The organism is Terrabacter sp. 01T434 (assembly GCF_056398545.1).
Window position 1 is genome coordinate 144,791 of the sequence record NZ_JBFTPP010000007.1, and the last position, 12,585, is coordinate 157,375.

Here is a 12,585-nt window from a genome sequence, read left to right on the forward strand (position 1 = left end):
TCAGCCTGCCTGGGTCTTGTCCTGGCCGACGATGCCCAGCAGGCTCTGGTCGTACGTCTGCGTGGCGGCGTCCGGAGTGGCGGCTCCCGTCGCCACCGACTCGACGGCGACCTGGATCGCACCGGAGATCTGGCTGTAGTCCGGCGTCGCGGGGCGGAAGTGCGTCACCGGGACGAGCGACGAGAAGAACTTGAAGGACGGGTTGTAGGCGAGGTACTTGGGGTCGCTCGCGACATCCTTGCGCACCGCGATCTGGCTGTTCTCCGTGTCGTACTTCAGCGCGTTCTCGCGGTTGAGCGCCACACCGATGAAGTCGACGGCGGCCTGCTTGTCGGGCGCGTGGGCGCCGACCGACAGCAGCCAGCCTCCTGACATGGACGTCGAGCCCGGCTGCTGGCCGTTCTGCGTCGGCATGGGCGCGTAGCCGATCGACTGCTCCCACTCGGGCCAGGCGTTGTCACCCTTGATCCACTGCCCGGGCATCCACGAACCGTCGAGCGCGATCGCGAGCTTGCCCTTCGGCAGCAGCTCGGTGGAGACCCGGCTGCCGACCGTGGCATCGAGGGCGAGGTCGAGGTTCGGCCCGAGCTTCTCGCCGTACACGGTCTTGTAGAAGCCGAGGGAGTCCTTGAACCCCTTGGAGCCCGTGACCCACTTCTTCGAGCTGGTGTCGAAGAGGGTGCTGTCGGTGCCGTAGAGCAGCATCTCGAAGCCCTGCATCGAGGTGCCCTCGCCGTTGGACTTGCCGGCGTAGATGTTGAGGGGGGTGACGCCAGGGAGCTTGGTCTTGATCGTCCGGGCAGCGGTGAGCACGTCGTCCCACGTCTTCGGCTGCCACTGCGTCGGGAGCCCGGCCTGGGCGAAGAGCTTCTTGTTGTAGTAGAGAGCACGGGTGTCGGTTCCCATGGAGACGCCGTACGTCTTGCCGTCGTCCCCGAGTCCGGCCTGCTTCGCGGTGTCGTCGAACTGCGACCAGTCGGCCCACTTGGCCAGCTGCTCGTCGATGGGGGAGAGGTAGCCTGCCGCTGCGTCGGAGCGCACCTGGAAGCTGTCCTCGTAGATGACGTCGGGAGCGGTGGACGCCGAACGGTTCATCAGGGCGAGCTTGGTGAAGTACTGGTCCTGCTCGGCCTCGATCGGCACGAGGTTGACCTTCTTGCCCTGGTGGGCTGCCTCATACTCCGTCTTGGCCTTCTTGAGGACGGCGTCGAGCTGCGTGAACTGCGACGTGCGCTGGTAGGCGACGGTGAGGGTGTTGGCGTCGCCACCACCCTGTCCGGGGGCGCCTGAGCTGGAGGATCCGCAGCCCGCGAGGACGACGGAGATGCTGAGGGCGGCGGCGCTCAGCGCGACGGCACCGTGTCTGCGGTTCATGAGTGATGGCCCCTTTGCTCCGGTCGAGTCGTCTTTGACTCGCGTTGCGGCCTTTTATACATCAAATGGAGTTATTGGTGTCAAGGGCCTGATCGCACCTCGGGAGGGCTCGCGCCGACGGCCCACGTTCTCGGGAAGGCGGGGCGAATCGAGAGCCCGCCTGGGCCTAGCGGGTCACGAGCAGGGTCGTCGAGCGAGGGCTGAAGGCCTCGTCGAGCACGAGGCAGGCCGCTCCCACGGCGGCGACATCGGCACCCACGCTCGTGCCCCGCACCGTGACGGAATGGATCGTGGAGGCCGCAGCCGACGAGCGGAGCAGGTCGGGCAGGATGCGGAGGAAGACGGGCGCCAGTCCGTCCCAGAGCGGGCCCCCGAACACGACCTCGTCCAGGTCCAGCAGGTCGACCACGTCGGCGGCCGCCTTTGCGAACCGTTCGGCCATGGCCTCGAGCAACTGGATGGCGTCCGCGTCCCCGCCCCTCGCCAGCTGACAGAGCCTGCCGAAGGCATCGCCGATGACATCCCGGTGGTCGACGTCCACAGCTCTGCCGTCGTCCTCGGTCATTCGGTCAGGTGGGTCGAGCGGGCCGATGCCGCGACGGCGTGCCGTCTCGACGAGGACGCGTGGAGAACACGCCTCACCGATGCAGCCACGCTGACCACACGCGCAGAGAGGGCCGTCGGGATCGGTGAGGAGGTGGCCCATCTCTCCGGCGTTGCCGGACGGGCCACGGTAGACCTCGCCACCCAGGACCAGACCCGCACCCACTCCGGTCCCGATGTAGAAGAAGACAGCACTGCCCCGCTCTCCGATCGCGCCGGTCCAGAGCTCGGCGACCGCGGCGGCCACGACGTCCTTGTCGAGGAGGACGCACAGGTTCGTCGCTGCGCTCAGGGCGTCGCGGATGGCGACCCGGTCCCAGCCCGGCAAGTTGGGGGGACGGACCAGGGTGCCGGTCGAGGCGTCCACCGGTCCCGGTGCGGCCACCCCGAGGCCGACGACTCGATCGGGTTCGACTCCGGAAGCCGTGATGAGGGCGGACACCTCCTGGGCGACCTCGGTCAGCACCTGGTCGGGGCCCAGGCCCGGACGGAGCGGCCGCACCGAGCGGGCCACGGGACGGCCGACGAGGTCGAGGACGACGAAGGTCATCAGAGCCGGGTCCAGGTGGACCCCGACGGCGAACCGGCTACGGGGGGCGAGGCGAAGCAGCGTTCGGGGCTTGCCGGGGCCGGCCACGCGTTTTCCCGCCTCCACGACGAGCCCGGTCGAGAGCAGACGGCGGCAGATGTTGGAGACCGCCTGCGGCGACAGGCCCGTCAGAGTCGCGATCTCCACCCGGCTCAGTCCTTCGACGCGGTGCCGGATGGCCTCCAGGACGACCACCTGGTTGTAGTCGCCGACGCGTGGCAGGTTGGAACCGCGCCGGGCAGTCGCCGTCTGCGAGGCGGGCGTCGCGGTCCCGGAGCGGTTCACGGGCTCATGGTGACACGCGCCGTGAGCGGAGCCGCGAAGGCCGCGCGATCCCGGTCCGGGAGTGGGCGCTGTCGGAGGTGCGACGTACGGTTGAGCCATGCGTCCCACGACCGACCTCCAGCGCACGGTGGCACCCTTCGAGGTGATCTCCGAGTACACCCCGAGCGGTGACCAGCCGACGGCGATCGCCGAGCTCGCGCGGCGCGTCAAGGCCGGCGACACCGACACGGTCCTGCTCGGTGCCACCGGCACCGGCAAGTCGGCGACGACGGCCTGGCTCATCGAGCAGGTCCAGCGGCCGACCCTCGTCATGGCGCCCAACAAGACGCTCGCCGCGCAGCTGGCCAACGAGTTCCGGGAGCTGTTGCCCAACAACGCCGTCGAGTACTTCGTCAGCTACTACGACTACTACCAGCCCGAGGCCTACATCCCGCAGACCGACACCTACATCGAGAAGGACAGCTCGGTCAACGACGAGGTCGAGCGGCTGCGGCACTCCGCCACCAACTCGCTGCTCACCCGTCGCGACGTCATCGTCGTCGCGTCGGTGTCGTGCATCTACGGTCTCGGCACCCCTCAGGAGTACGTCGACCGGATGGCCCGGCTCAAGGTCGGTCAGGAGGTCGTGCGCGACGACCTGCTGCGGCGTTTCGTGGAGATGCAGTACACCCGCAACGACCTCGCCTTCACCCGCGGGACGTTCCGCGTCCGGGGCGACACGGTCGAGATCATCCCGGTCTACGAGGAGCTCGCGATCCGGATCGAGTTCTTCGGTGACGAGATCGAGCGCATCTACACCCTGCACCCGGTGACGGGAGAGGTCGTCAACGAGGAGCAGGAGATGTACGTCTTCCCGGCCTCGCACTACGTCGCCGGACCGGAGCGCATGGAGCGGGCCATCCGCGGCATCGAGCTCGAGCTGCAGGACCAGCTGGCGCTCTTCGAGAAGCAGGGCAAGCTCCTCGAGGCCCAACGCCTGCGCATGCGCACGACCTACGACCTCGAGATGATGCGTCAGGTCGGCTTCTGCAACGGCATCGAGAACTACAGCCGCCACATCGACGGCCGCACCTCCGGGTCCGCCCCCAACTGCCTCATCGACTACTTCCCCGAGGACTTCCTGCTCGTCCTGGACGAGTCGCACCAGACGGTGCCCCAGATCGGTGCGATGTACGAAGGCGACATGTCCCGCAAGCGGATGCTCGTCGAGCACGGGTTCCGACTGCCGAGCGCCATGGACAACCGCCCGCTGAAGTGGGAGGAGTTCCTCGAGCGCATCGGCCAGACCGTCTACCTCTCGGCGACGCCGGGGGAGTACGAGCTGGCCAAGTCCGGCCCGCCGGTCGAGCAGATCATCCGCCCCACGGGCCTCATCGACCCCGAGGTCGTGCTCAAGCCGACCAAGGGCCAGATCGACGACCTCATGCACGAGATCCAGGAGCGCACGAAGCGCAACGAGCGCGTCCTCGTCACGACCCTGACGAAGAAGATGGCCGAGGACCTCACCGACTACCTCCTCGACAAGGGGATCCGGGTCCGCTACCTCCACAGCGACATCGACACCCTGCGCCGCGTCGAGCTGCTGCGTGAGCTGCGCACCGGGGTCTTCGACGTCCTCGTCGGCATCAACCTCCTCCGCGAGGGGCTCGACCTGCCCGAGGTCTCGCTCGTGTCGATCCTCGACGCCGACAAGGAGGGTTTCCTCCGCTCCGCCCGGTCGCTCATCCAGACCATCGGGCGCGCGGCCCGCAACGTGTCGGGCCAGGTCCACATGTACGCCGACAAGATGACGCCGTCGATGGAGCAGGCGCTCGACGAGACCAACCGGCGCCGTGAGAAGCAGATCGCCTACAACACCGAGCACGGCATCGACCCGACGCCGCTGCGCAAGAAGATCGCCGACATCACCGACCTGCTCGAGCGGGAGGACGCCGACACCCAGGAGCTGTTGGGCTCGGGGCGCATGCAGTCCCGTGGCAAGAGCGGCTCTGGGCGCGGCGCGATGGCGGCCGACGTCGGGGTGTCCGCGGGCGGCTCGACCAACCGTCCGGCGGACATGGCCGCGGCGGACCTCGCCGGGCTCATCCAGGAGCTCACGACGCAGATGCACCAGGCGGCGGCGGAGCTGCACTTCGAGCTGGCCGCCAGGTTGCGCGACGAGATCGGCGAGCTGAAGAAGGAGCTGCGGCAGATGAGTGCCGCGACGCGGTGAGGAGCGGACGATGACGAGGGGGGTGTCCCAGGGACAGGTGGCCGCCCGGCTGCGGGCCGCCGCCCTCGCTCTTCCCGGGGCCTGGGAGGACTCGCCCTGGGACGGTGACACGGTCGCCAAGGTGGGCGACAAGATCTTCGTCTTCCTCGGCGCGGAGTCGATCGGGGTCAAGAGTGCCCGCAGTCGCACCGAGGCCGACGAGTGGCTGCACCGTTACCCGGGCGACGCGACCGTCATGGCCTACATCGGCCGACACGGCTGGAACACCCTGCGCACCACCGGGGCCATCGACGAGGACGAGCTGCTCGAGGCGATCGAGAACTCCTACGACATCGTCGTCTCCGGGCTTCCACGGCGTTCTCGCCCGGGCACCGCCCACGGGGAGCACTGACACGGGGAGCACTGACCTGGACCGCCGCCGCGCCCGAGGGGCGGTCCTGATTTGAGGCACGACCGCCGGAGTGAAAGACTCAGGCGTTCACGGAGGGGAGTATCCCCGACACGACGGGCTCGTCATCACGGAGTGGGTCTCACCGCCTCTCCCGGTCCCGTCGGTCCGACTCCAGGTCGGGCGGGAGAGACCTCCGGTTACTGATCTGGTGACCGGAAGGTTGTGCCCAATGAACATTCCCGTTTGGGGTTGGTTCCTCACGATCGGCCTGATGGCCGTGTTCCTGCTCATCGACATCTTCGTCATCGCGAGGCGTCCGCACGTCCCGTCGATGGCCGAGGCAGGTCGACACCTCGCCTTCTACGTCGGGGCGGCCGTGCTGTTCGGCCTCTTCGTGTGGTTCGAGTGGGGCGGCCAGTACGCCGGCGAGTTCTATGCCGGCTGGCTGACGGAGTACTCCCTGTCGGTCGACAACCTCTTCGTCTTCCTGCTCATCATGGCCAGCTTCAAGGTGCCGCAGAAGCTGCAGCAGTCGGCGCTCATGGTCGGCATCGTCATCGCGATCATCCTGCGCGGCATCTTCATCGCGCTGGGAGCCGTCGTCATCAACGCGTACTCCTGGGTCTTCTACATCTTCGGCGCGTTCCTCGTCTACACCGCCGTCAAGCTCGCCACCGGCGGCGAGAGCGACGACGACGAGTACCACGAGAACCGCCTGATCCTCTGGATCGAGAAGCGCTTCCCGGCCACCAAGGAGTGGAACAGCACGCGACTCACGGTGATCGAGAACGGCAAGCGCCTCATCACCCCGATGCTCGTCGTCATCCTCGCGCTCGGCACGACCGATCTGCTCTTCGCGCTCGACTCCATCCCCGCGATCTACGGGCTGACGAAGGAACCGTTCCTCGTCCTGACGGCCAACATCTTCGCCCTCATGGGTCTGCGGCAGCTCTACTTCCTCATCGGCGGCCTGCTCAAGAAGCTCGTCTACCTCAGCATCGGTCTGGCCGTGCTGCTCGCCTTCATCGGCGTCAAGCTCGTCATGCACGCCCTCCACGAGAACAACCTGCCGTTCATCAACGGCGGCCGGCCCATCGAGGGCGTGCCGGACATCCCGATCCTCGTGTCGCTGGGAGCCATCGTGCTCATCCTCGGTGTCACGACCGTCGCCAGCCTCTGGAAGTCAGCTCGCGACGCCCGACTCGAACCGGCGGACGCCGCCCGCTGAGGGTTGCGTCCGAGCGCCGGGCCGCCCTCGACGCGCAGGCGACGCACGACGCTCCGTGAGGCTGCGCCGCGGGAGCTGAGTCTCGGGCTCCGGACCTACGAGCCGGCCACCGGCAACCGGAGGGTGGCGCGCCGTCGGCGCAGGCTGGCGATGACGGCGCGCTGGTGCCGCAGCAGTAGACGCCGCTCGGGATTGGTGACGAGTCGTCCACCCATCGGGACGAACGTGGGCAGGTGACGCAAGCGGTCCTCGGTGGACTTGAGGGCGCCGATGAGCTCGCGGATGCTCATGTCGGACATGTTCGCGGTCGATTCCTCGGCGGGAGCGAGCAGGTTCTGCAGGTTGGACATGTGAACTCCAAAGCCGTGCTGGGCACGGCCGGTGTCGTCAGCTGGGAGGGGAAGCGCGGCCCACACGTCGCGCCCCGATCGGGTGGCGCTCGAGGTGTGGGTCGTGACTGCGAAGATACGTTCTCTCCACTCCGGGCGGCAGGGACCTAGGTCCCGAACCGGACGAACGACTTTCGCCCCCAACGTGGACCGTCAGCCCAGGTCGGGCGACGGTGCGGTGCCTCCGCGGACCCGGTGGGCGACGACCCAGCCGATGAGGGCGGGCACGACCATGACGGCGAAGACCACGGCATACGCACCAGGAACGGCGGAGCCGGCGCCGGCGAAGACGATGGCCGATACGGCGATGGCGGTGGCAGCACCCGAGGAGTCGCCGATCTGCAGGGCCGAGCTGACGAAGCCCTGCTCGCCCGCCCCGGACCGGGCGAGGGCCTGGGCCGTGACCCGCGGGTAGAGCGTGCCGATCCCGAGGCCGACCGCGGGAAACAGGGCGATGACGACCCAGGTGGGGGCGGCGAGAGCCACGGCTGCGGCGAGCCCGAGGAGGGAGAGCGTGATGGCACCCAGCGACACCGCAGCCGTGCGGCCGATCTCGAAGTGGCGGTCCCAGCGGCCCTGCACCCAGGAGCCGACGAACCACGTCACGCCGGTGATCGTCAGCGCGACGCCGGCGAGGCTCGGGCTCAGACCGTCGCGCTCCGTGAGCAGCCGCGGGAGGTAGACCTCCGCGCCGCTGAAGGCGGCGAAGGCGAGCGCGCGCAGGGCGATGTCGGTCGGCAGCCCACGGGCCGCCCGCAGGGTCCCGCGCGGCGTCAGCGGCAGGAGGGTGAGCGCCACGACGACGAGCGCGAGCACCCCGGACGTGATGCCGAGGGGGTCGAGGCGGCCGGCGGCCCCGTTGAGGGCGAGCACGGCGACGGCAAGGGCGACCGACGCGGCGATCGAGCGCGTGCGCCACGGCACCTCGACCACCTCCTGCCGCAGCCCGGCGAGAATGCGCCCGAGGAGCACCGCGGCGACCACGAGGACGACGAGGGCCAGGCCGAAGACCCAGCGCCAGCCGATCGTCTGGGTGATGAGCCCGGCCACGAAGGGGCCGGCTATTGACGGAACGACCCAGGCCGCCGAGAAGCCGGCGAGGATCGCCGTGTGCAGGCGCTGCGGGTAGACGCGGGTCACGAGGACGTAGAGGGCGGTGCTCGTCATCCCGGCTCCCAGACCCTGCACGACCCGTGCGGCGACGAGGACCCCCATCGACGGCGCGAGCCCGGCGACGACGAGACCGGCGGCGAAGAGGGCCAGGCCGAGGAGCAGGGGCAAACGGGGACCTCGACGGTCGGCGAGGTTGCCGGACCAGACGATGCTGACGAGGCCGGACGCGAGCGTCGCCGTGAAGGCCATGGCGTAGAGGGAGGCGCCGTCGAGCTCACGGGCGATGGTCGGCATCACCGTCGTCAGGGCCAAGGCCTCGAACGCGTGCAGGGAGACGAGGGCGAGCACCCCGACGGTCGTGGCCCGCAGCGCGGCGGACATGATGCCGCCACCGTCGTCGGGGACGGTCGAGGCCGCGTCAGGGTGCATCGTGCCCGAGGCCATGCGGCGAGGCTAGGACTTCGAGCCGACGTGAGGTCAACCCCGTCATCACCCGGGGCCCAGGGCTGCGTCGGGTGACTCGGCACGCGACTGTGCCCCGAGCACGACCGCACTGGCGAGCACGACGAGCACCATGCCGGCCACCTGACTGCGGTCAAGGACCTGGTGGAGCACGATGAGACCGGCGAGCGCCGCCACGACGGGCTCGAGGCTGAGCAGGATGCCGAACACGTGCTGGGCGAGGTGGCGCAGGGCGACGAGCTCGAGCGAGTAGGGCAGCACCGACGACAGGACGGCGATGCCGAGGCCCAGGGCGACGTCGGCCGGCGTCCACCGGTCTACCGAGGTCAGGCCCAGCGGAGCGACAGCGACCGTCGACACGATCAGTGCGAGCGCCAGACCGTCGAGGCCTCCGAACGCCTTCCCGGTGCGTTGGCTGAGGACGATGTAGGCGGCCCACATGACTCCGGCGAGCGCGGCGAAGCCGACACCGACGAGGTCGAGCCGGTTCCACGACGTGTGCAGCACCCCGGACACGAGCACGACGCCGACCGCGGCCGCGGCGACGGCGATGACGTCCCGGGGACGTCTGCTCAGGGCGGCGGCGAGCCCGAGGGGTCCGAGGAACTCGATCGTCACGGCGACACCGATCGGCAGGTGCGCCAGCGAGGCGTAGAACGAGGTGTTCATCGCGGCGAGCGCCAGTCCGAAGAGCACAACCGTGCCCCAGTCGGACCGGCTGCGTCCACGCCACGACGGCCGGGCGACGGCATACAGGATGACCATGGCGAAGAGCAGCCGCAGGAGCACCGAGCCGGTGGCTCCGATCCGCGGGACGAGCGTGGCGGCGAAGGCACCGCCGAACTGGACGGAGACGACTCCGGCGAGGACGAGCAGGGGGGCGCTGCGGCGATCGACGCTCACGGCATCGGCAGGCGCCCGGCGGCCACGAGGGTGGCCACGCGGTCCGCCGGGAGGTCCTCCTCGACGAGGACGCCGCCGGTCTCGGACGCGTGGACCATGCGACCGGGGCGCACGACGATGCCGACGTGGTGGATCCGCCGGCCGGGTCGGGCGAAGAAGTAGAGGTCGCCCGGCCGGACCGCGTCGAGCTCCACCGCTGCCGCGAAGTCGGCCTGCGCGTACGCGTCGCGAGCCACGACCACGCCCATCCGTCGCCACGTGTGCAGGACGAGGCCGGAGCAGTCGAAGCCGAAGGGGGAGACGCCGGACCAGAGGTAGGGCAGCCCGATGTGCCGGCGGGCCTCGGCCACGGCCGGGTGGGCGGCGTCCTCCCCGTCGGGCACCGCGTCGTCGAGCTCGGCCGTCGGGGCGGTTACCGGGGTGGACCCGGCGACCGGGGTGAGATGGGCGCTCGGCACCCAGCCCGGGTAGCCGCGGTCGTCCTTGGGGGAGAGCTGCCACGGGGCGACCACCCGGGACCACGAGCCGGAGGTGTCCGTGACGCAGACGGGCTCACCCTCGAGCAGCTGCGTCTCGACCCGGCCGTGCAGACCGAGACGGCCGTCGCCCGACTCGTCGTCGGCGGTCCTGGCGTCCAGGGCGGCCAGCCACCCTTCGACGTCCGGGTCGTCGGCCACGACAGGCGCGTCGACGAGGCGCGGACTCTCGGGGCTGGACCAGACCGTCGTCACCGGGACGCGGACGACATGGGTGGACGTGACGGGGCTGACGGCGACGGGCGAGCTCACGCCCGCCATCCTCGCACCACGGGACGACGGCGCTCGGGCGGCCCGGACGGTGGGACCCACCTCCCGCCACAGGGACGTGTCGGTTCTCGAACGAAATGCGTGCCGACCTCGACGATCCACTGGTCCGCAGTCCTCCGGAGCCGTACCGTCAGAGGTATGGCAGAGCGAATCACCCTCGAGGGATTCGATCCCCCGAAGAACCGACGACACAGCCCCGACGGCGACCTCGTCGACGTGCAGGGCTGGCTCCACGCGCCGGTGGACTGGACCGGTGGCCCCCGCCTGGAGCACGCCTGGCGGGAGCGACACGGCCGGTCCCGCCTCGGTGTCGGCCTCTCGGTCGCGAACAACCCGAGGCGGCACCTCCTCCTGACCAACGTCCCGGCGGACCTCGACTTCGTCCGGTCCGAGCTCGAGTCGCTCATCGCCGCGCTCGACCCGGACACCACGTCGGACCTCGAGGACGCTCAGTAGCCGGCGCCACCCCTCGACGAGGCGCACCCACCCTGCCGTGCGCACCTCGCGGGCGTGAACCCCGTCGTCCCGCCCCCGACCCGTGGGTCGCGCTCGTACGCTGAGCGAGTGGCCAGACCGGCGATCATCACCGTGGACGACGACGCGCCGGTCTCGGCCGCGATCGCGAGGGACCTGCGGGCCCGCTACGGCGCCGAGCACCGCATCCTGCGCGCCTCCTCGGGGGCCGAGGCCCTCGACCTGGTGGCCCGTCTCGTCCTGCGTGGCCAGCCCCTCGCGCTCGTCGCCTCCGACCAGCGGATGCCGGGGATGACGGGCATCGAGCTGCTGGCCCGGGTGCGGGTCGATGTCCCGGACGCCAAGCTCCTGCTGCTGACGGCGTATGCCGACACGGACGTCGCGATCTCCGCGATCAACGACATCGGGCTCGACCACTACCTCCTCAAGCCGTGGGACCCGCCCGAGGACCGGCTCTACCCCGTCGTCGACGACCTGCTCTCCGACTGGCACAACGCGCACCCCGAGCACACGAACGACGTCCGTGTCGTGGGCCACCGGTGGTCCGAGGCGAGCCACCTCGTGAAGACGTTCCTCGCCAACAACCACGTGCCGTACGTCTGGCTCGACGTCGAGCGGGACGAGGAGGGGGCTCACCTGCGCGACCTCGCGGGCGCCGGGCCCGAGGACCTGCCGCTCGTTCTCGTCCCCGACGGCGACACCCTCCGCTCCCCGACACCGGTCGCCGTCGCGACGGCCCTGGGGCTGCGCACCCGCGCCGAGCGCGCCCTCTACGACCTCTGCATCGTCGGCGGCGGTCCGGCCGGCCTCGCTGCCGCGGTCTACGCCGCGTCCGAGGGCCTGAGCACCGTCGTCGTCGAGCACGACGCCCCCGGCGGGCAGGCAGGTCAGAGTGCGGCCATCGAGAACTACCTCGGCTTCCCTCGCGGGCTGTCCGGCGCCGACCTCGCCCAGCGGGCCATCGCCCAGGCCCGTCGGTTCGGCGCCGAGATGGTGCTGGCCCGGGACGTCGTCGCCCTCGAGGCCCGGGGCCCCGTGCGCGCCGTCCGCCTCGAGGGCGCCGACGACATCGAGGCCCGCAGCGTCGTGCTCGCGACCGGCGTCTCCTACCGTCGGCTCGACGCCCCAGGCATCGACACACTGGCCGGGCGCGGCGTCCACTACGGCTCGAACGCCGGCCAGGCAGCGGCCTGCGCGGGGGACGAGGTCTACGTCGTGGGCGCGGCCAACTCCGCCGGTCAGGCGGTCCTCAACCTGGCCCGCTATGCCAGCCGCGTCACGCTCGTCGTGCGCGGTGAGGCGCTCGAGGCGAGCATGTCGCAGTACCTCGTCCAGCGGATCCGGGCCGACGAGCGCATCCGCGTCCTGTGCCGCACCGAGGTCGTCGGGGCGGCCGGTGACGGCCACCTCGAGCGGCTGACCCTCTCGGACCGGCACACCGGCGCCACGACGGAGGTCGACGCCGCCTGGCTCTTCGTCTACATCGGCGCCTCGCCACGGACCGACTGGCTCGGTGCCGACGTCGTGCGCGACGACCACGGCTTCGTGGTGACCGGGCACGACCTCGTCACCGGTCGGCAGGCACACCGGTGGGCGCTCGCGCGTCCGCCGTTCGCCCTGGAGACGAGCCTGCCCGGCGTCTTCGCCGCGGGCGACGTGCGCTCGGACTCGATGAAGCGGGTCGCCTCGGCCGTCGGTGAGGGCTCGATGTCGGTCTACTTCGTCCACCGCTACCTCGCCACCATCTGACCAGCCG

The 12,585-nt window shown here is 70.3% G+C and carries 11 protein-coding genes; 5 read left to right on the plus strand and 6 right to left on the minus strand.

The features are described from left to right. Together AC1DIW_RS15890 and AC1DIW_RS15895 are read right to left on the minus strand one after the other, a co-directional pair. Entirely contained in the window at nucleotides 1-1,374 is a 1,374-nt protein-coding gene (locus AC1DIW_RS15890) for an extracellular solute-binding protein (RefSeq protein ID WP_478109363.1), read from the minus strand. 166 nt (nucleotides 1,375-1,540) lie between these two features. Continuing rightward, complete coding sequence (locus AC1DIW_RS15895; RefSeq protein WP_478109365.1) at nucleotides 1,541-2,851, minus strand: ROK family transcriptional regulator; 1,311 nt, start codon at nucleotides 2,849-2,851, stop codon at nucleotides 1,541-1,543. A gap of 97 nt (nucleotides 2,852-2,948) precedes the next feature. Between AC1DIW_RS15895 and uvrB the strand changes: the two genes are divergently transcribed. The 3 genes from uvrB (at nucleotide 2,949) to AC1DIW_RS15910 (ending at nucleotide 6,682) form a co-directional block, all read left to right on the plus strand. Further along, a complete protein-coding gene (uvrB, locus tag AC1DIW_RS15900; RefSeq protein WP_478109366.1) occupies nucleotides 2,949-5,063 on the plus strand; it encodes an excinuclease ABC subunit UvrB in 2,115 nt (704 codons plus the stop codon). 10 nt (nucleotides 5,064-5,073) lie between these two features. Then, entirely contained in the window at nucleotides 5,074-5,454 is a 381-nt protein-coding gene (locus AC1DIW_RS15905; protein ID WP_478109367.1) for an MmcQ/YjbR family DNA-binding protein, read from the plus strand. 229 nt (nucleotides 5,455-5,683) lie between these two features. Next, nucleotides 5,684-6,682: a TerC family protein gene (locus AC1DIW_RS15910; protein WP_442278061.1), complete on the plus strand. Its 999-nt coding sequence runs from the start codon at nucleotides 5,684-5,686 to the stop codon at nucleotides 6,680-6,682. A 95-nt stretch (nucleotides 6,683-6,777) separates the two neighbouring features. Here AC1DIW_RS15910 and AC1DIW_RS15915 read toward each other — a convergent pair whose 3' ends face one another. The 4 genes from AC1DIW_RS15915 to AC1DIW_RS15930 all read right to left on the minus strand — a co-directional run bounded on the left by AC1DIW_RS15915 (nucleotide 6,778) and on the right by AC1DIW_RS15930 (nucleotide 10,337). Further along, nucleotides 6,778-7,032 carry a hypothetical protein gene (locus tag AC1DIW_RS15915; protein WP_442278062.1) on the minus strand — a complete coding sequence of 85 codons (255 nt, stop codon included), beginning with the start codon at nucleotides 7,030-7,032 and terminating at the stop codon, nucleotides 6,778-6,780. 192 nt (nucleotides 7,033-7,224) lie between these two features. Next, on the minus strand, nucleotides 7,225-8,628 hold the full coding sequence (locus AC1DIW_RS15920; protein WP_478109370.1) for an MFS transporter: 1,404 nt from the start codon (nucleotides 8,626-8,628) through the stop codon (nucleotides 7,225-7,227). Nucleotides 8,629-8,673: 45 nt separating this feature from the next. Continuing rightward, nucleotides 8,674-9,549, minus strand: a complete 876-nt coding sequence (locus tag AC1DIW_RS15925) for an EamA family transporter (protein ID WP_442278064.1) — start codon at nucleotides 9,547-9,549, stop codon at nucleotides 8,674-8,676. After that, on the minus strand, nucleotides 9,546-10,337 hold the full coding sequence (locus tag AC1DIW_RS15930; protein ID WP_442278065.1) for a C40 family peptidase: 792 nt from the start codon (nucleotides 10,335-10,337) through the stop codon (nucleotides 9,546-9,548). The genes AC1DIW_RS15925 and AC1DIW_RS15930 overlap by 4 nt, the downstream gene beginning before the upstream one ends. Nucleotides 10,338-10,493: 156 nt before the next feature. Between AC1DIW_RS15930 and AC1DIW_RS15935 the strand changes: the two genes are divergently transcribed. Beyond that, nucleotides 10,494-10,811, plus strand: coding sequence for a hypothetical protein (locus AC1DIW_RS15935; protein WP_442278066.1), 318 nt, complete (start codon nucleotides 10,494-10,496; stop codon nucleotides 10,809-10,811). 108 nt (nucleotides 10,812-10,919) lie between these two features. Continuing rightward, on the plus strand, nucleotides 10,920-12,578 hold the full coding sequence (locus AC1DIW_RS15940; protein ID WP_478109373.1) for an NAD(P)/FAD-dependent oxidoreductase: 1,659 nt from the start codon (nucleotides 10,920-10,922) through the stop codon (nucleotides 12,576-12,578). Nucleotides 12,579-12,585: the final 7 nt, after the last annotated feature.